This is a genomic window from Streptomyces antimicrobicus (assembly GCF_020532625.1).
GTDB lineage: Bacteria > Actinomycetota > Actinomycetes > Streptomycetales > Streptomycetaceae > Streptomyces > Streptomyces antimicrobicus.
The window spans coordinates 1-19,335 of the sequence record NZ_JAJAUY010000074.1 but is presented as its reverse complement, the minus strand read 5'-3'; the positions used below and the strand labels follow the sequence as shown (position 1 = coordinate 19,335).

The 19,335-nt window shown below is 73.7% G+C and carries 14 protein-coding genes and 1 pseudogene; 10 read left to right on the top strand and 5 right to left on the bottom strand.

Annotated elements, in window-relative coordinates; all coding sequences use genetic code 11:
* Positions 1 to 239 precede the first annotated feature (239 nt).
* The 4 genes from LG632_RS18805 (at position 240) to purB (ending at position 6,370) form a co-directional block, all read left to right on the top strand.
* Entirely contained in the window at positions 240 to 1,589 is a 1,350-nt protein-coding gene (locus tag LG632_RS18805) for a hemolysin family protein (protein WP_226728508.1), read from the top strand.
* Positions 1,586 to 2,605: a hemolysin family protein gene (locus tag LG632_RS18800; RefSeq protein ID WP_226728507.1), complete on the top strand. Its 1,020-nt coding sequence runs from the start codon at positions 1,586 to 1,588 to the stop codon at positions 2,603 to 2,605. The genes LG632_RS18805 and LG632_RS18800 overlap by 4 nt, the downstream gene beginning before the upstream one ends.
* A gap of 1,472 nt (positions 2,606 to 4,077) precedes the next feature.
* Entirely contained in the window at positions 4,078 to 4,851 is a 774-nt protein-coding gene (locus tag LG632_RS18795) for an SGNH/GDSL hydrolase family protein (protein WP_226728506.1), read from the top strand.
* 85 nt (positions 4,852 to 4,936) lie between these two features.
* Positions 4,937 to 6,370: an adenylosuccinate lyase gene (gene purB, locus LG632_RS18790; protein WP_226728505.1), complete on the top strand. Its 1,434-nt coding sequence runs from the start codon at positions 4,937 to 4,939 to the stop codon at positions 6,368 to 6,370.
* Between the two features lie 275 nt (positions 6,371 to 6,645).
* Here the strand turns inward: purB and LG632_RS18785 are convergent, their stop codons facing one another.
* The 4 genes from LG632_RS18785 to LG632_RS18770 form a co-directional block, all read right to left on the bottom strand.
* Positions 6,646 to 6,996, bottom strand: coding sequence for a CU044_2847 family protein (locus tag LG632_RS18785; RefSeq protein ID WP_226728504.1), 351 nt, complete (start codon positions 6,994 to 6,996; stop codon positions 6,646 to 6,648).
* A 70-nt stretch (positions 6,997 to 7,066) separates the two neighbouring features.
* A complete protein-coding gene (locus LG632_RS18780) occupies positions 7,067 to 7,501 on the bottom strand; it encodes a hypothetical protein (RefSeq protein WP_226728503.1) in 435 nt (144 codons plus the stop codon).
* 40 nt (positions 7,502 to 7,541) lie between these two features.
* The gene (locus LG632_RS18775; protein ID WP_226728502.1) at positions 7,542 to 8,291 is read right to left on the bottom strand and encodes an ABC transporter permease; all 750 of its coding nucleotides are present in this window, start codon (positions 8,289 to 8,291) and stop codon (positions 7,542 to 7,544) included.
* A 79-nt stretch (positions 8,292 to 8,370) separates the two neighbouring features.
* Positions 8,371 to 9,285, bottom strand: coding sequence for an ABC transporter ATP-binding protein (locus LG632_RS18770; RefSeq protein WP_226728501.1), 915 nt, complete (start codon positions 9,283 to 9,285; stop codon positions 8,371 to 8,373).
* A gap of 108 nt (positions 9,286 to 9,393) precedes the next feature.
* Between LG632_RS18770 and LG632_RS18765 the strand changes: the two genes are divergently transcribed.
* From LG632_RS18765 to LG632_RS18755, 3 genes are all read left to right on the top strand, one after another.
* A complete protein-coding gene (locus LG632_RS18765) occupies positions 9,394 to 10,587 on the top strand; it encodes a sensor histidine kinase (RefSeq protein ID WP_226728500.1) in 1,194 nt (397 codons plus the stop codon).
* A 4-nt stretch (positions 10,588 to 10,591) separates the two neighbouring features.
* Complete coding sequence (locus tag LG632_RS18760; RefSeq protein WP_226728499.1) at positions 10,592 to 11,242, top strand: response regulator; 651 nt, start codon at positions 10,592 to 10,594, stop codon at positions 11,240 to 11,242.
* 107 nt (positions 11,243 to 11,349) lie between these two features.
* Positions 11,350 to 12,507, top strand: coding sequence for an ROK family transcriptional regulator (locus tag LG632_RS18755; RefSeq protein WP_226728498.1), 1,158 nt, complete (start codon positions 11,350 to 11,352; stop codon positions 12,505 to 12,507).
* A gap of 977 nt (positions 12,508 to 13,484) precedes the next feature.
* Here LG632_RS18755 and LG632_RS18750 read toward each other — a convergent pair.
* The gene (locus tag LG632_RS18750) at positions 13,485 to 14,234 is read right to left on the bottom strand and encodes a GntR family transcriptional regulator (protein ID WP_226728497.1); all 750 of its coding nucleotides are present in this window, start codon (positions 14,232 to 14,234) and stop codon (positions 13,485 to 13,487) included.
* A gap of 451 nt (positions 14,235 to 14,685) precedes the next feature.
* On the opposite strand from LG632_RS18750, the pseudogene LG632_RS18745 reads away from it, so the two are divergent.
* The 3 genes and pseudogenes from LG632_RS18745 to LG632_RS18735 form a co-directional block, all read left to right on the top strand.
* Positions 14,686 to 15,519: pseudogene (locus tag LG632_RS18745) on the top strand (alpha/beta fold hydrolase); the annotation flags it as partial.
* Between the two features lie 657 nt (positions 15,520 to 16,176).
* Entirely contained in the window at positions 16,177 to 17,748 is a 1,572-nt protein-coding gene (locus LG632_RS18740; RefSeq protein ID WP_226728496.1) for an alkaline phosphatase D family protein, read from the top strand.
* Between the two features lie 133 nt (positions 17,749 to 17,881).
* On the top strand, positions 17,882 to 19,335 hold a 1,454-nt coding region (locus LG632_RS18735), incomplete at its 3' end, for a GNAT family N-acetyltransferase (protein ID WP_226728495.1).

Genomic DNA, 19,335 nt, shown 5'->3' with positions numbered 1-19,335 from the left:
AACACAGGCCTCGACCAGGCGTTCGACCGAGGCCCCCGCTTTGCCGATCCTTTACCCTGGTGTGACGCAGCCCTCCCGGCCGGCCCCGTACCGGCCGAGCCGCCGACCCGACGGGGGCCGCCGAAACCGACCGCCCCCGGAAACGAAAGGTGTGAGCGTCCGCCCATGGGCGAGCCTCCCAGTACCCGACATCGCGCGACTCCCCTCCTCCTGGCCGATCATGGGACGGAGGTGAACCGATGACCGAAGTGCTCCTGCTCCTCGTGGCGCTGCTGCTCTGCCTTGCCTGCGGCGCCTTCGTCGCCGCCGAGTTCTCCCTGACCACGGTCGAGCGCAGTGAGCTCGAACGAGCCGTCGAGCGGGGTGAGCGCGGCGCCGAGAGCGCGCTGACCGCCGTCCGGAGCCTGACGTTCCAGCTCTCCGGCGCCCAGCTCGGGATCACCGTGACCGGCCTGGTCATCGGCATGATCGCCAAGCCGTCGATCGCCGCCCTGCTGCAGGGCCCGTTCGAGGCGCTCGGCCTGTCCGCCGCCGTCGCCTCCTCCACCGCCCTGGTCCTGGGGACGGTCCTGTCGACCGTGGTCCTCATGGTCGTCGGCGAGCTCGTCCCCAAGAACTGGGCGATCTCCTCCCCGCTGGCGATCGCCAAACGCGTCGCGACCATGCAGCGGGCCTTCAGCACCGCCTTCAAGCCGTTCATCCGGCACCTCAACAGCACCGCCAACCACATGGTCCGGCGCCTGGGCCTGGAACCGGCCGAGGAACTGGCCTCCGCCCGCAGCCCGCAGGAGCTGGTGGCGCTGGCCCGGCACTCCGCCCGGCAGGGCGCGCTGGAGCAGGACACCGCCGAGCTGTTCGTGCGGACCCTGAACCTCGCCGACCTGACCGCGGAGAACGTGATGACCCCCCGGGTCCAGGTGACCGCGCTGGACGTGACCACGACGGCCGAGGACGTGGCGAACGCGACCATGGCCACCGGCCTGTCCCGCTTCCCGGTCTACCGGGGCAACCTGGACACCGTCGTCGGGACGGTCCACATCAAGGACGTGCTGGCCCTGCCCGCCGAGGAACGCCACCGCTACCCCGTCCAGCGCCTGCTGCGCGAACCGCTGCTGGTCCCCGAGTCGCTGACCGTGGACCGGCTGCTGGACCGGCTCTCCGGCGGCCGGACGATGGCCGTGGTCATCGACGAGTACGGCGGCACGGCGGGCGTGGCCACGCTGGAGGACATCGTGGAGGAGGTCGTCGGCGAGGTGCGCGACGAGCACGACCCGCACGAGACGCCGGACCTGGCGTCGGCCGGCACGGACGCGCACGGCCGCCATCTGTACTCCGCGGACGGCGCGGCCCGCACCGACCAGCTGGAACGGATCGGCCTGCGGGTGCCGGAAGGCCCGTACGAGACCCTGGCCGGGCTGATAGCCACCCGGCTGGGGCGGATCCCCCAGGTCGGGGACCGGCTGGAGCTCGACGGGTGGCGGCTGGACGTGGTGGACGCCACCGGACACCGGGCGGCGCGCGTGCTGCTGCACGCGCCGACCGAGGACGAGCGCAACACCGGTGACCTGAAGGGGGAGGAGCAGCGATGACCGCCGTGCAGTTGCTGATCGGCCTGGCGACGCTGGTGGTGAACGCCTTCTTCGTCGGCGCGGAGTTCGCGCTCATCTCGGTCCGGCGCAGCCAGATCGAGCCGTACGCCGACAAGGGCGACCGCCGCGCGCACAGCGTGCTGTGGGGGCTGGAGCACGTGTCCGCGCTGATGGCGGCGGCGCAGCTGGGCATCACGCTGTGCACCCTGGTGCTGGGCGTGGTGGCGGAGCCCGCCATCGCCCACCTGCTGACGCCGCTCCTGGACGCCGTCGGCGTACCGGGCGGGGTGACCCACGCCATCTCGTTCGTGGTGGCGCTGGCGCTCGCGACCTACCTGCACATGCTGTTCGGCGAGATGCTGCCGAAGAACGTGGCGCTGGCCGAACCGGTGCGCACGGCGCTGCTCCTCGGTCCGCCGCTGGTGACGCTGACGCGGGCGCTCAAGCCGGTGATCTTCGCGGTCAACGCCTTCGCCAACACCCTGCTGAGGCTGCTGCGGGTGGACGCCAAGGACGAGGTCTCCGCGAGCTTCTCGGACGACGAGCTGGCGCGGATCGTGAAGGACTCCAGCGAGGCCGGGCTCATCGACGACCGGGCCAGCGAGCGGCTGCACGACGCGCTGGAGCTGGGCCGCCGCCCGGTCACCGACGTGGTGCTGCCCGCCCACGGGGTGGTCTCGGCGCGGTTCGGTCTCACGCCGGCCGAGCTGGAGCGGCTTTCGGCGGAGACCGGGTACTCCCGCTTCCCGGTGGTCGACGAACAGCGCATGATCCTCGGATACCTGCACGTCAAGGACGCCCTGGACGCACCGTCGCGGGACGAGCCGTTCCCGCTGTCGGCGCTGCGGCCGATCGCGCAGGTGCGTGCCGAGACACCGCTGGACGACGTCCTCACCGCCCTGCGGCGCAGCCGGACCCACCTGGCGGCGGTGCTGGGCGCGGACGAGGCCCTGGCCGGGCTGGTCACCATGGAGGACGTGCTCCGCGAACTCTTCGGCCGCCCCACACCCGGCTGAGCCACCCCTGCCCCGCGAGCGGCCGTCCCGCCTCGCCGGAGCGCGGCCGCCCGGACGACCGGAGGGGCGGCCGCCAGGCGGCTACGAGGGCGAGGGCAGCAACTCAGCGGCGCAGCGGGCGCGCCCCCCTGGCCAGGAGCCTTGCCGCTTCCGCGGCCGGACGGGGTGGCCACGCGGCCGGAGGGCAGCCGCCCACGAACCGAGGGACGGAACCGAGGGACGGTAACCGCCCCAGCCGCCGCAGCGCGCGGCCCGGTGACCGGGGCATGGCCACCCAGGCCGCCGGACGGGATGGCACGCCCCTGCCCGAAGGGCAGGGGCAGCTGCTCGTCCTGGCCCGGAGGCCGCCCACGACCGGAGGAGGTCGCCGCTCGCTGGCCAAGAGGGACCTCGCCCGCGAGGCCAGCAGGTACGGCCGCCCGCGGCCGGAGGGGACAGGCCACCCAAGGCCAGGGGCGTCGGCCGCCCGCGGTGGGATGACGTGACCGCCACCCGGCCGAACGACCGGCCGCCCGCCCGGCCCCAGAAGGTGACCCACCCACACAGCCAAAGGCCGTGCCCGCCAGAGGCGGCAGGAAGCGACCACCCGAGGCCGAAGGGGGAGCCGCCTGAGGTCAGAGGGCAGCTGGCCCCAGGCGGAACCCTGCACCGGCCGGAGGACCGGCCGCTCGCCCGGCCGCAGGGCTGCCCGCGCACACGGCCAGAAGCCGTGCCCGCCAGAAGCCGCGGGAAGTGACCGCCCAAGGCCGAAAGGGGAGCCGCCCGAGGCGAGGGAGGGGGCAGCCGGCCCCAGGGGGACCCCCGCACCAGCCGGAGGACGGACCGCTCGCCCGGCCGCAAAGGTGCCCGCGCACACGGAGAAGCCGCGCCCGCCAGAAGCCGTGCCCGCCGGAGGCCGGAGGAAGCGACCACCCGAGGCCGAAAGGGGAGCCGCCCGAGGCGAAGGAGGGGGCAGCCGGCCCCAGAGGGACGCCCGCACCAGCCGGAGGACCGACCGCTCGCCCGGCCGCAGAAGATGCCCCGCCCCACGCAGCCAGAAGCCGCGCCCGCCAGAAGCCACAGGAAGCGACCACCCGAGACCGAGGGGGACCCGCCCAAGATCACAAAAGGGGCGGCTGGCCCCAGAACGAGGGGGCGACCGCCTACCCAGGCCGGACGACCGGCCGCCCGCCCGGACGCAGAAGGTGGCCCGCCCTCGCCGCCCAGGAAGGGCGGCCACCGAAAGCCGGAGGGGGGCGGCAGGCCTCGGGGCTGGAAGTGACCGCCAGGGGCCGACAGGAGTGGCCGCTCGCGCCCAAAGGCGGTGGCCGCCCGAGGCGAGAGGCAGGGGCCGCCCGAGGCAAGAGGCGGTGGCCGCCCGAGGCAGGAGGGCAGTGGGCGCCCGAGCAAGAGGCGGTGGGTGCCCGCCGTGCCCGGCGGGCGGCCAACCGCCCGGCGCGCGAGGGCGACCGCGCGGTAACATCGCTGGCGCCATGGAGATGAATGCGTCCTACACCAGTTTCGTCGCGATCGGCGACTCCTTCACCGAGGGAATGTCCGACGCGCTGCCGGACGGCACCTACCGCGGCTGGGCCGACCTGCTCGCCGGCCGCCTCGCGGCCCGCGAGCCGGGCTTCCGCTACGCCAACCTGGCCGTCCGCGGCAAGCTGATCGGCCAGATCGTGGACGAGCAGGTGGACGCGGCGGCCGCCATGCGGGCCGACGTGGTGACCCTGGTGGGCGGGCTCAACGACGCCCTGCGCCCCAAGGTCGACATGGCCCGCGTACGGGACCGGCTCACCGAGGCTGTGGAGAAGCTGGCACCCTCCTGCAAGCACCTGGTGCTGATGCGCTCCCCCGGCCGCAACGGGCCCGTCATGGAGCGGTTCCGGCCGCGCATGGAGGAGCTCTTCGGCGTGGTCGAGGAACTCGCCGCGCGCCACGGCGCCCTGGTCGTGGACCTGTACGGTGCCCCGGTGCTGGGCGATCCCCGGCTGTGGGACGTGGACCGACTGCACCTGACCGACGAAGGCCACCGCCGGGTGGCCGAGGCGGTCTGGCAGCGCCTGGGCCTGCCACCCGCCGAGGACTGGCAGGCGGAGCTGCCGCCGGCACTGGTACCGGGCTGGACCGTGCGCCGACGCGAGGACATGCGGTTCGCGCGTCAGCACCTGCTGCCGTGGATCGGGCGCCGGCTGACGGGCCGGTCCTCGGGGGACGGCCGGGCACCCAAGCGGCCGGAGCTGCTGCCGTACGCCCCCGCGTGACCTGGGACTCGTAGCAAGCCACAACGGTGACCGCCCCTCGGACCTGCGTAAACGCACAGCTCGTACGCAAGTAGAATCGCTGGACGTGACAGCCAAGCCCCGCATCCCCAATGTCCTGGCCGGCCGCTACGCCTCCCCGGAGCTCGCCGTCCTGTGGTCCCCCGAGTACAAGGTGACGCTGGAGCGGCGGCTGTGGCTCGCCGTTCTGCGCGCCCAGAAGGACCTCGGCATCGAGGTCCCCGAAGAGGCCCTCGCCGACTACGAGCGCGTCCTCGAGCAGGTCGACCTCGCCTCGATCGCCGAGCGCGAGAAGGTCACCCGGCACGACGTCAAGGCCCGCATCGAGGAGTTCAACGCCCTCGCCGGGCACGAGCACGTCCACAAGGGCATGACCTCCCGCGACCTCACCGAGAACGTCGAGCAGCTCCAGATCCGGCTCTCCCTGGAACTGGCCCGCGACCGTACGGTCGCCGTCCTCGCCCGCCTCGGCAAGCTGGCCGGCGAGCACGCGGAGCTGGTCATGGCCGGCCGCTCGCACAACGTCGCCGCCCAGGCCACCACCCTCGGCAAGCGCTTCGCTACCGCCGCCGACGAGCTGCTCGTCGCCTACGGCCGCCTGGAGGACCTCCTCGGCCGCTACCCGCTGCGCGGGATCAAGGGCCCGGTCGGCACGGCGCAGGACATGCTCGACCTGCTCGGCGGAGATGCCGGCAAGCTCGCCGACCTGGAGCAGCGGATCGCCGCCCACCTGGGCTTCGCGCACGCCTTCACCTCCGTCGGTCAGGTCTATCCGCGCTCGCTGGACTACGACGTGGTCACCGCCCTGGTGCAGCTGGCCGCCGCCCCGTCCTCGATCGCCAAGACCATCCGGCTGATGGCCGGGCACGAGCTGGTCACCGAGGGCTTCAAGCCCGGCCAGGTCGGCTCCTCCGCGATGCCGCACAAGATGAACACCCGCTCCTGCGAGCGCGTGAACGGCCTCATGGTCATCCTGCGCGGCTACGCCTCCATGACCGCCGAGCTGGCCGGCGACCAGTGGAACGAGGGCGACGTCTCCTGCTCCGTGGTGCGCCGCGTGGCCCTGCCGGACGCGTTCTTCGCCTTCGACGGCCTGCTGGAGACCTTCCTGACCGTCCTCGACGAGTTCGGCGCCTTCCCGGCGGTCGTGGCCCGTGAGCTGGACCGCTACCTGCCGTTCCTGGCGACCACCAAGGTCCTCATGGGCGCCGTGCGCGCCGGGGTCGGCCGCGAGGTCGCCCACGAGGTCATCAAGGAGCACGCGGTCGCCTCCGCCCTCGCGATGCGCGAGCAGGGCGCCGAGCGCAACGAGCTGCTGGACAAGCTCGCCGCCGACGAGCGCATCCCACTGGACCGCGCCCAGCTCGACGCCCTGATGGCCGACAAGCTGTCCTTCACCGGCGCCGCGGGCGACCAGGTCGCCGCTGTCGTGGGTCGCATCGAGGACATCGTCAAGCAGCACCCGGCCGCCGCCGGCTACACCCCCGGCTCGATCCTCTGACACCTGCGCCCACGACCGCACCCACGGCAACGGGCGCGGCTTGGCCATGACCACCCTGCGGGGCGGGTACGCGAACAGCGGCCCGCCCCGCCCCCGTTCTCACGCACCCCGGTGCTCACGTCAGCCCGCGTTCGGGAGACCCCCCTCGTACTCGGGACCCCTACCCTGTTCGGGGCTGCCCCCCCCTGTCCGTGGCCGCCCCCTTGTTCGGGGCCACCCCGTGCTCGGGGCCGCTCTCGTGCTCGGGGCAGGCCAGTTCGGGGCCGCCACCGGTCTCAGGCCCCGCTCCGAGGCCGCCAGGTGAGGGTGACCGAAAGGGCCGCCTTCGCCTCCCCGTCCGCCAGCACGGCCACGGCTCTGCCCGGCTTCGCCATGAGCTCGATGCCGAAGGTGGCACTGATCTCGTCCGGCGCGGCGGCCGCGGCAGCCTGCAGCACCGCTGCCCCCAGCCCGCTGACCAACTCGTTGAGCTGATCCACCCGGGCCGTCAGCTGGTCGAGCGCCCCGACATCCTCGTAGCCGTAGTCCCCCGCCGCGTCCGGTATCTCCTCCGCACGAAGCACGCTGACCCGTGCCAGCACCATCTGCCCGCCGGGCAGCTCGATCTCCTGGATCTGTCGCTCCATCGTCCCCCCACGTCCGCCGGCAGACCTGGCTGCCGGCATTCTGCCCGCCGCGGTCCGCCGCGACGCGGACCTACGGCGGATCGACCACGGTGACCACGGCGGTCAACTGCGGCGAGTGGTCAGCCCCCCAGCGCGCCTCGTACAGGGCGACCCACCGCTCCTCGACCCGCCACAGGTCCACCTGCTCGGTGGTGCCGCACACCTGCCGCCACGGCTCCGGCAGTTCCTCGGTGAGCGCTCGCAGCCGCAGGCTCATCACCGTGAAGCTGTCGGCCCTCCCCCACCGCTCCTCCAGCCGCTGCTGGAGCGCGTCGTACTCGGCCGAGACCTGGTCCTCCCCGGCCACGCGGTCCGCCGCGTCCTCGTCGCCGTACCAGCGGCTCCCACCCAGCTCCGCGAGGTGGTAGCCGGGGCCGCTCACGCCCACCTCGGACCGCCCCCGGACGTCGGGGAAGTCGCGCGTCCGGAGCCGGTCTATCGTCTCGAGATGCTCTGCCGTGGTCATGGCGTCAGTATCTCGGGCGCCACTGACAACTGGTCCCGCGTCACACGTCCCGCCGTCGTATTGCGAACCAGCCGCCGACCAGTGCCGCCGCCGACCACAGCGCCATGACACCCAATCCGGTCCACGGCCCCAGGTCACCCTGCCCGTGCGTACGCATCACCATCTGCCCGGCCTGGTCGGGCATGTAGTCCACGAGCCCACCGGCGGCCTCACCGACGACGAAGGGGAGGATCAGGATGCACGGTATGAGAATCGCCAGTGCAGCGGCCGAGTTGCGCAGCATCGCCGTCAGCCCTGCGGCGAGCAGCGCCATGAGCATCAGGTAGACGCCGCAGCCGGCGATCGCCCGCACGGTCCCCTCGGCACCGAGCTCGATGGCGTAGGGCCCCATGAATTGCTGGCCCGCCACGAAGGTGACGAATCCGGCAACTTCGCCGACCAGCAGGGAGAGCACGGCGATCATCGAGATCTTCGACAGGTAGAAGCGGGTCCGGTCGGGCACGGCGGCCAGCGTGTTCCGCAGGGCACCGTGGTGAAACTCTGCCGCGAAGGCACTCGCGCCGAACGCGAGAGCGGCTATCTGACCGAAGGTCAGCCCGTAGAACGCGGCGAGCAGCGGATCGGCCCCCATGCTCCCCGCTTCGGCGTCCCCGATCGCCGCGGCGGTCAGCGTCTGGATGCCGACGGTGGCCGCGAAGACGGCTATCAGGGCCCAGAGGGTGCCACGGAGGGACCGTATCTTGATCCATTCCGAGTGCAGGACGGGGACGGTGGGCAGGGCAACGCTCATGGCGCATCCTCCTGGGTCGCGAGCGGGGTGGGTACGGCGCTCAGTGGGTGGTGCGGTCGGTCGGTGAAGGTCTGGGCGGTCAAGGAGCGGCGGCCGTGAACTGGGCGTGGCTCGCGGTGAGACCGAGGTAGGCCTGCTCCAGCGAGGCGCGCTCGTCGACGAGTTGCAGGACGGGTATCCCCTCGCGGGCCGCCAGGCCGCCGATGTGCTCGGCGCTCGCGCCGTCAACGGTCCAGCACCCGTCGGCCCCGCTCACCAGCTCCAATCCCTCGCGTCCGAGAGCCGCCCCCAGACGGGCCGGATCGGCGGTGCGCACGCGCACTCTGGCCGTGCTGTGCGCGTCGATGAAGTCCTTCATCGACATGTCGGCCAAGAGCCTTCCCTGCCCGAGGACCACCAGATGGTCGGCCATCAGGGAGGTCTCCGCCATCAGGTGGCTGGAGACCAGCACGGTGCGGCCCTGCGCCGCCAGGTCGCGCATCAGTTCGCGGATCCAGATGATGCCCTCGGGGTCGAGTCCGTTGGTGGGCTCGTCGAGGAGGAGCACGCCCGGGTCACCCAGCAGCGCGGCGGCGATACCGAGACGCTGGCGCATGCCCAGGGAGAAGGTCTTCACCCGGCGCCCACCGACCGCGGCGATGCCCGTACGCTCCAGGACCTCTTCCACCCTGCGGCGGGGGAGGCGGTTACTGACGGCGAGGCCGAGCAGATGGTCCCGGGCGGTCCGGCCGCCGTGCGCCGCCTGCGCGTCCAGCAACGCGCCGACATGGTGCAGCGGCTCCCTGAGGTCCGCGAAGCAGCGGCCGTCGATGGTGGCGGTCCCGGAGGTGGGCCGGTCGAGCCCGAGCAGCAGACGCATCGTGGTGGACTTGCCGGCTCCGTTGGGGCCGAGGAAGCCGGTGACCCGTCCCGGCAGTACGTCGAAGGTGAGGTGGTCCACGGCCCGGGTCGAGCCGTATGCCTTGGTGAGTTCGCGGATCTCGATGCGGTTCATGGCTCAAGGCTCGCCCCCGCCCCCACCTCCGTTCCTCCCCCGCCCGAGGGGATCGTCTCCCCCGCACGGGGGAGACGCCGCGCGGGGGCCGGCTGTCACGATGCATGCATGAAATCTCTGCTCCACGCACCGCTCCGGGGGGTGACCTACACCCGCTGGCTCCACCTCGTCACGCCCGTACTCATCGTCGCCGTCTGGATGTTCATAGAGCCGGAAGCGCCCTGGATGCCGGCGCTGATCATCGCGCCCTTCGGGCTGCTCCCCTGGGTGCGCCTGGCCGAAGGCCTCCAGGCCCAGTTCCTTCTCCTCGGCCCACGTGAGCGCGAGGCGGACGAGCCGCTCATCTCCACCACTGCCTCGGCCCGGTGGGGCGACCGATGGCGTACGGTCCTGTGGCTGGAGATACGGCTGGTGATCGCGTTCCTGGCGATGTATCCGACCGTCTGGCTGCCCGCCACGGCGGTCGAACTCCTCCTCCGGGCTGCCGGCGAACCGGTGGGGGACGGCTCGATGCTGGCAGTGGTCTTTCCCGGGTTGCCGCCGCGCTGGCTCTGCCTGGTCCTGGCTCCGCTCCTGCTGGTCCTGCTGCTGGCGATCGTGGTCGTCCTGGGCCGGTTGGTGACCGCTATCGCCGCCCGGCTGCTGGGACCTTCGGCGGCGGAGCGGATGACGCAGCTGGAGAAGCGTACTGAGGACCTGCTCGAGCGGAACCGGATCGCCCGGGAACTGCACGACTCCATCGGGCACGCGCTGACCGTCGCCGTGATGCAGGCCGGGGCGGCGCGGGAGGCGGGGGATCCCGCGTTCACCGAACGGGCGCTGGCCGCGATCGAGGAGACCGGGCGGGCGGCGCTGGAGGATCTGGAGCGGGTGCTGCTCGTCCTGCGTGAGTCGGCGCAGCCCCCGTCCCAGCGGCCGACCCTGCAGGAGGCGGACCGGCTGCTGGAGTCCGCGCGTTCGTCCGGTGCGCGGGTGGAGTCCCAGCTGTCCGGGCCGCTGGAGCGGCTGCCCGGCCCGGTCACCCGCGAGGGGTACCGGATCCTGCAGGAGGCGCTCACCAACGTGTTGCGCCATTGCGGTCCGGTGCCGGTGCAGGTGCGGGTGAGCGTGGACGTCAGGGGTCTCGATCTGGAGGTGACCAATCCGCTGCCGACGGGCCGACCTCGGCTGACGACGGGCACCGGCTCGGGGTTGCGCGGGATGCGGGAGCGGGCGGCGTTGCTGGGCGGCGAGGCCGAGTCGGGTCCGTACAACGACGAATGGAGGGTGCGCGTACGGCTCCCGTTGGAGCGAATACCCTGACCGGATGCCGATCACCGTGCTTCTCGTCGACGACGAACCCCTGGTCCGCGCCGGTCTGCGGGCCGTCCTCGAGGCCCAGGCCGACATCGAGGTGGTGGGGGAGGCCGCCGACGGGGCGGCGGTGATCCCGCTGATCCGCCAACTGCGCCCGCACGTGGTGGCGATGGACGTCCGGATGCCGCTCCTCGACGGGATCGAGGCCACCAAGGCGGTGCTGAAAACGATCGCCGATCCGCCGAAGATCCTGGTGGTCACCACCTTCGAGAACGACGAATACGTCTACCAGGCGCTGCGGGCCGGAGCGGACGGGTTCCTGCTCAAGCGGGCGCGGCCCGCGGAGATCGTGCACGCGGTCCGGCTGGTGGCGGAGGGAGAGACGCTGCTCTTCCCCGCGGCCGTACGGTCACTGGCCGCCGAGTACGGCAACCGGCAGGCGCGGGAGGCACTGGAGCGGGCCGCGCTGACCGAGCGGGAGGAGGCGGTGCTTCGACTGATCGCCCGGGGGCTGACGAACGCGGAGATCGCGGCCGAGCTGTACGTGGGGCTCGAGACGGTGAAGTCGCACGTGAGCGCGGTGCTCGCGAAACTGGGTGCGCGAGACCGTACCCAGGCGGTGATCACGGCGTACGAGTCGGGGTTCGTCACTCCGGCCTGAGGCGGATCGGTGGGGGTGGTGCCCGGGGAGCAGGGGTTGCTTCTCGCCGCCGTCCTGACCGCACAGTACGATCCGGCTGACAGGCGCGCTAGCTGGGAGGACACACGTTGGGGCAGCTGACCGGCGGGGATCCCTCTCTGCTCCGGCGGATCAATTCCGCGGTGGTGCTACGGGCACTGCGTGCGGCCGGTTCGCAGACGCTCACCGACCTGACCCGGGTCACCGGGCTGTCGCGGCCCACCGTGGAGGGGGTCGTGGAGGGGCTGATCGCCACGGGCCTGGTGGTCGAGGCCGTCGCGGAGGAAGGCGCCCGGCGGCAGGGGCGGCCTGCCAGGAGGTACCGGTTCCGCACGGAGGCCGGTCATCTGCTCGGGGTGGAGATCGGCTCGCACCGGATCGCGGCCTTGCTGTCGGGGCTGGACGGGAGGGTGATCGGCGCCGGCACCAAGGACGTCGCCGAGACGGCGTCGGCCGACGAGCGGCTGGAGAAGGTCCGGGCGTGCGTGGCCGACCTGCTGCGGCGGGCCGGCGTACCGCGGGACTCGTTGCGCGCGGTCGGGGTCGCGAGCCCGGGCATCGTGGAGGCGGACGGCACGGTACGGCTGGGGACGGCGTTGCCGGGCTGGACCGGGTTGCCGCTGGGCGATCGGCTGAAGCGGTCGTTCCGGTGCCCGGTGCGGGTGGAGAACGACGCGAACGCGGCGGCGGTCGGCGAGCACTGGAAGGGGGCAGCGCAGGACACCGACGACATGGTGTTCGTCATGGCCGGGCTCAGCCCCGGTGCGGGGTCGCTGATCGGCGGCCGGCTGCACCGCGGGTTCGGCGGGGCGGCGGGCGAGATCGGCGCGCTGCATCTGCTGGGCCGCGAGGCGCGGCCGGAGAAGCTGCTGTCCACGACGGACGAGCCGCTGCATCCGCTGGACGAGCGGGCGGTCGCGGACGTGTTCGCCCGGGCCAAGCGGGGGGACGAGCGGGCGGTGGCCGCGCTGGAACGGTTCATCCAGCGGCTCGTGCACGATGTCGCCGCGCTGGTGCTGGCGATGGACCCGGAGCTGGTGGTGGTCGGCGGCTGGGCCGCCGGGCTGGACGGAGTGCTCGAACCGCTGCGCCGGGAGCTGGCCCGGTACTGCTTGCGGCCGCCGCGGGTGGCGCTGTCGCTGCTGGGTGAGGCGGCGGTGGCGACGGGGGCGTTGCGGCTGGCGCTGGACCATGTGGAGGAGGAGCTGTTCGCCGTGGAGAAGACGGTCACCACACGCCGCCGCTGACCTCGTTTTTCCCGGGCTGGCCGGGTCCCGGTCGGGCTCGGCCCGACCGAAGTTCCGGGTCCCCGGTCCCCCGGCTCCGGCCCTGGCCCCGGCCCTCGGTCCCCCCGGCTCCGGTCTGCGATGCCATCGCCTCACCCCGGGCACGCCGGTTCCCGGTCCCAGGCACGCTGGTTCCTGGCCGCCAGCTCCCGTCCCCGAGGCCATTGCCCCCCCTCTCCTGCCGCGGGCCCGCTGGCCCCCGTCCTCGAGGCATTGCCCTTCCCCAGGGGTCGCCGCCGCCCGCCGTGGGTTCGGGCCAGGCATCGTCGGTCTTGGTGGGCGCCGCCCGCCCTGGGCACGGCTCCGGCTGCGGCCCCGGCCCGAGCCCAGCGGTAGGCGCCGTCGGCTGCCCTCGCCCATTCCGACCGGTTCCGGGCGGCCGTGCCTGGCTCCCGGCCCGCCAGGGCCCGCCGACTCCGCCCGGCCTGCCGGGAGCCCGCCGACTCTGCCCCGCCGCTGCCCGGCCTCCCCGTCTACCCCGCCTGCCCGGCCTGCCCGTTTGCGCGGCCGCGGACAAGGTTGGCGGCCGGGGACCTGGCCAGCTCCGGGGGCCGTGCATGGTCGGCCGCCCTGGGTACCGGTTCGCAGCGGGGGCGCCCCGCGCCGCGGACCACACCCGGCTCGGCACGCATCGGCGCCGTGCATAGGCGACCACTTCGGGTCGGGTCAGGGCAGCCGTTCCTGGCTCCGCCAGGTGAGGGGCCCGCCGGCTCCGGCCCGCCGCTGCCCGGCCCGGCCCGGCCGCCCGCGCTGGTTCCGTTGCCCGGTCCCTTTTCCGACTCGGCTACCGATCCTGGCTCCGTCGGCGGCCTGAGGGACCTGGCTGGCTCCGGGCGAGGGTGGCTCGCCCGGCCTTGGACCGGCCGGCGGGCACGGTCTTGGGGGCCGGCCGAGCCGGAGTCTGGGGCTCGCCTCAGGCCCCGGCCGGGGCCGGTGGGTCAGGCAGTGGGGGAGGTGAGGTTGAGGTCCAGGGAGTCGGTGAAGGTGAGGCGGCAGGTGTCCGCCCGGTAGGTGGCGATCGAGACGGCGGCCGTGCCGGTCGAGGTGAAGTAGCGGGTGGTGACCACGAGGACCGGGGCGCCGGGGAGGCGGTCGAGTTCCTTGGCGTCGTCGGCGCGGGCCGAGCCCAGTTCCACCGAGCGGTCCTGTCCGTCGAGCACCAGGCGCTGCAGTTCGCGCAGGACGGCGCGGGCGCGGGCGGGGCCCGAGGGGGCGTCGAGTGGGGACAGTCCGGGCGCGGAGGCGGCGGGGACGTAGAGGAGCTCGGCGGCCACGGCCTGGCCGCCGGTGATCCGGGTGCGGCGGACGGTGTGGACGCTCTCGCCCTCGGGCGTGCCCAGCAGGGCACGGACGGCCGCGGGCGGCTCCGCCTCGGTGGCGCCGACGAGCTCCCAGCCGTCGACGGACTCCACGGGCCAGCCGTTCGCGGTGCTGCCGACGGCGACGCCCACGCGCGGCGGGGCGACGGTGGTGCCGACGCCGCGGCGCCGTTGCAGACGGCCTTCGAGTTCGAGCTGTTCCAGGGCTTGGCGCAGGGTCGCGCGGGCGACGCCGAAACGGGCCGCGAGTTCACGCTCGTTCGGCAGCACCTCGCCGACGGCGAAGTCCTGGTCGAGCGCCTCGCTCAGCACCGTCTTGAGGTGCCAGTACTTCGGCTCCGGCACCGATTCGAGCTGCGTGGTCCCCACCCTGACTCCTCCTGCCATCGCTGCAATCGCCGTGTTCCAGCGGCAGTTCCGCGCCTTTGTTTATTAAAGGTTCCTGCACTATCCCTGCGACGATAGGACGGCGCACCCCCTTGGTCAAGACCAATCCTCATCCCTTGCCGGGCAGATCGGGCATACGTATCAAGCCGTTCACACGATGTTCGTGGCGTGGTTCTCGAGGGCGTTCGGGGTCTCGTGTCGTGTTGTGTTCCGGAGCTCGTGTCAGGGCGCGCGCCCCCCGCCGTGCCGGGTCTTGTCGTTCGCGGCGGGTCCGGGGTCTTGTACTGGTTCGCTACCCGGCGGTAATCATTACTGACGGGGAGTCTTACAGGGCCGGGCCGCTCGTCCGCCCGTCCGCGCCACCGCCGAGCCCCCAGGCACCACCGCCCGATCGTCCGCACGCGCACGCCGCAGCCGCACGCCGAGGAGCAGCATGACCGCCACCGCCACGGTCTCGTTCACCATCGACTCTCCGCACGGCCCCCGAACCGCCACCGCCGCCTACGAACGCCAGGGCGCGGGCGAACCGCTCCTGCTCCTGCACGGCATCGGCCACCACTTCCAGGCCTGGCGCCCGGTGACCGACATCCTGGCCGCCGACCACGACGTGATCGCCGTCGACCTGCCCGGCTTCGGCGCGTCCGAGCCGCTGCCCGAGGGCGTCCCCTACGACCTGGCCACCGTCGCCTCCGCCCTGGCGGCGTTCTGCGCGGCGCTCGGGGTCGAGCGTCCCCACGTGGCCGGCAACTCCCTCGGTGGACTGCTCGCCCTGGAGATGGGCCGCAGCCGCCTGGTCCGCTCCGTCACCGCTCTCTCCCCCGCCGGCTTCTGGACGGAGACCGAACGCCGCTACGCCTTCACCGCGCTGCGCGCGATGCGGGCCGGCGCCCGGGCCCTGCCCCGCCCCGCCGTCGATCGCCTCGCCCGGACCGCGGCCGGCCGCGCCGCGCTGACCAGCACCATCTATGCCCGTCCGGGGCGCCGCGCGCCCCAGGCCGTGGTCGACGAGACGCTGGCGCTGCGCGGCGCCACCGGCTTCGAGCCGACGCTGGCCGCCGGCCGCTCGGTCCGGTTCACCGCGGACGTGCCGGACGTCCCGTTGACCATCGCCTGGGGCTCCCGCGACCGGCTGCTGCTGCCCCGGCAGGGGGTGCGGGCCAAGCACACGCTGCCCGGCGCCCGCCTCGTCCGGCTCCCGGGCTGCGGTCACGTGCCGATGAACGACGACCCCGCCCTGGTCGCCCGGGTCATCCTCGACACCGCGCGTACGGCGTCCCCGACGGCCTCGCCGACCCCCTCATCGGCGCCCTCCCGTACCGGCGCCCGCGCAGCCGGTCGTGCGGCCGATCGCGCAACCGATGACGCAACCAGTGGCGCAACCGGCGCGGCGCCCGCGGACCGACCGATCCGGTCGGTCCGGCAGGCGCGCTGAGCCCCCCTCAGCGGCCCCCCAAGTCCCCCGTTGCCAAGCATCGGGACCGAGCTCAAGGGGACCAGGGTGAAGGGGACCAGGGTGAAGCGGACCAAGGTCAGCGGGGCAGCTCAGCCGGACCGGCGCCTCCGGGAGCCGTAGGGGGGCCGGGTGCCGGAGGCGCCGGGTGCCGGAGGGAGCGGTGCTGTACAGGGTGGGCCGTGGGAGTGGAGCAGTGCGGGATTGCGCCGGAGTCCGGGGCCTAACGGCCTCCCGAGCCTCAGCGCCCTCCCCGGCCCTCCCCGGCCCGCCGCGACCTCCCGCCCCTCCCGGCCTCCCGACCCTCCCGACCCTCCCGCCCCTCCGGGGCCCAAGCCCCCCAACCCCCACCCCCCGAACCGAACCCCCACCCGCACAACTGTCTGACGTCTGTTCACCAGCGGTTCGCGCGTGCGACGTGGAGGGCCGGTGTGTCCTCGGCACACTGGTCCGACCCGTCCCTGGAGGCCCCCGATGCCCCTCGCCCGACCCGACCGCCGGTCCCTGCTGCGCGGTTCCCTCGCCGTCTCCGCCGCCGTCGCCGCGCCCACCGCCCTGGCCGCCGCCCCCGCCCAGGCCCGCTCCGGGCGCCCGGAGGCGCCCTGGGGCGTGCAGTCCGGGGAGGTCACCGCGCACTCGGCCACCGTCTGGACGCGCGCGGACCGGCCCGCGCGGATGTACGTCGAGACCTCGCCCAGCGAGTCCTTCCGCTACGCCGTACGCCGCCACCCCGGCCCGCTGCTCGGCCCCGGCACCGACTTCACCGGCACCGCCACCCTGCACGCCCTGCCGCCGGGGCAGCAGGTCCACTACCGGGTGGTGCTGGCCGACCCGGACGACCCGCGGCGCACCGGCGAGCCGGTCCGCGGCACGTTCCGCACCGTCCCGGCGGGCCGCCGTACCGGTGTCCGCTTCCACTGGTCCGGCGACCTCGCCGGCCAGGGCTGGGGCATCAACCCGGACCGCGGCGGCTACCGCGTCTTCGAGGAGATGCGCCGGCGCGATGCCGACTTCTTCCTCTTCAGCGGCGACACCATCTACGCCGACGGCCCCCTCCAGGCCGCCGTGGCCCGCCCCGACGGCAGCGTCTGGCGCAACGTCACCACGGAGGAGAAGGCCAAGGTCGCCGAGACGCTGGCCGAGTTCCGCGGCAACTTCCGGTACAACCTGCTCGACGCGAACCTGCGGGCCTTCAACGCCCAGGTCCCCGTCATCGCCCAGTGGGACGACCACGAGGTGCGCAACAACTGGTACCCGGGCCAGATCCTGGACGACCCGCGCTACACGGTGAAGGACGTCGACGTGCTCGCGGCCCGGGCCCGCCGGGCGTTCTCCGAGTACTTCCCCGTCACCGACCTGCGCGGCGGCCGGACCGAGGGCCGGATGTACCGGGTGCACCACCACGGTCCGCTGCTCGACGTGTTCGTGCTCGACATGCGCACGTACCGCAACGCCAACTCCCCCGGCCGCCGCACCGACGACCCGGTCGGCATCCTCGGCGCCGAGCAGCTGGGCTGGCTCAAGCGGGAACTGTGCCGTTCGCGGGCGACGTGGAAGGTGATCGCCTCCGACATGCCGCTCGGCATCGTGGTTCCCGACGGGTCGGTGAACTTCGAGGCCGTGGCCCAGGGCGACCCGGGTGCGCCGCTCGGCCGTGAGCTGCAGATCGCCGAGCTCCTGCGGCACATCAAGCACGAGCGCATCACCGGCACCCTGTGGCTCACCGCCGACGTCCACTACACGGCCGCCCACCACTACGACCCCGAGCGGGCGGCGTTCAAGGACTTCGCGCCGTTCTGGGAGTTCGTCTCCGGCCCGATCGCCGCGGGCGGCTTCCCGCACGGCGCGCTGGACGCGACGTTCGGCCCGCGGACGGAGTTCGTGCAGTCCGCCCCGGTGCCCAACATGTCGCCGGCCGAGAACCCGCCGTACTACGGCGAGGTCGACATCGACGGGGACAGTGGCGAGCTGACCGTCCGGCTGCGCCGCGAAGGGGGCTCCGTACTCTTCAGCAAGACTCTCCGGCCCGGCCGCGTCGGGCAGTGACACGGCGGCGGAGCGCCGAACCCACCGGGTGGACATATCGGGGCGGGAGCGCCAAAGCGACCAGATGGATCCTTAACCATTCGGTCACAGACAGTTCGTGATCACGCAACACCCCTTGGGGACAGTGGTGTCCATGACTCACCGTGACGCCGTCCCCGTCCCCGTTCCCGCCTCCAGCCACCGCCGTCACCACTGGCGCCGCGACGTGGTCGAGCTCGCCGCGCTCTTCTGCGCCGTCGCGGTCGCCGACGGCATCGCCAATCTCGTCGTGCACGGGCCGAGCGGCCCCGTGCTCCTCGCCGCCTCGGCCGTGGCGCTGCTGGTCACGGCCGCCTTCCACACCTGGTGGGCGCGCCGCCACAGCCACGCGCCGCCCCCGCCGCCGCACGGCACACCCGGTGCCGGCACGCCCGGTACCGGCGCCCCCCGTGCCGGCGCCCCCGCGGTCCCCGGCGAGGCCACCGCGCTGTGGCGGATGCGCACGACCGTACGGGACGAGCCCGGCACCCTGGCCGCGCTGTGCGGCGCACTCGCCGCGCACGGCGTGGACATCCTGACGCTCCAGACGCACCCGCTCGCCGAGGGCGGCACCGTGGACGAGCTGCTGCTGCGCGCCCCGCAGGCGCTGGCGCCGGCCGAGCTGACCCGGGCGGTCGCCCAGGGCGGCGGCACCGGCACCTGGATCGAGCGCGCCGACGCGCACGACCTGGTCGACGGCCCCACCCGGGTGCTGGGCCTGGCCACCCGCACCGCGATGGACGCCGCCGAACTGCCGCTGGCGCTGCGCCAGCTGCTGGGCCGCTGCACGATCCACTCGATCCCCGCGACCACCCTCACCGGCCGCCCCAACCGGGGCGCCGACGCCCCGGTCGAGGGGGTGCTGGAGGGGGGCGTGATGAAGCTGCGCGACCCTTCGGGCGGCGCGATCACCGTCGAGCGGCCCTACCTGCCGTTCACGCCGACCGAGTTCGCCCGGGCCCGCGCGCTCGTGGAGCTCGACGCCCGGCTCGGTCCGCGGGTGCCGCGCGGCCGGGACGTCCTGACCCTGCCCGAGGGCAACGAGATCACCGTGCGCCGCGCCGACCCCGCCGACCTGGCGGCCGCCCGCGCCATGCACGAGCGCTGCTCGCCGCGCACGCTGGGCCTGCGCTACCACGGCCCGGTCGCCGACGCCGACCGCTACCTCACCCATCTGCTGAGCCCGCGCTTCGGCCGTACGCTCGCCGCCACCACGGCCTCCGGCCGGCTCGTCGCCCTCGGCCACCTGCTGTGGGACGGGGACGAGACCGAGGTCGCGCTGATCATCGAGGACGAGTGGCAGCGCCGCGGCATCGGCTCGGAACTGCTGCGCCGGCTGGTCGGCATGGCGGTCGAGGCCGGCTGCGACAGCGTCTACGCCGTCACCCAGGCCGCCAACACCGGCATGGTCGCGGCCATGCGCGGCCTCGGCCTGCCCCTGGACTACCAGATCGAGGAGGGCACCTTGGTGATCACCGCCCGTCTCGACGCGAGCCCGGTCGGCTCCCGGCCGCCGTACGAACTCCCGCGCGCGCAGGCGCCAGGCCCCGCGCGGGCGCCCGGACCCGA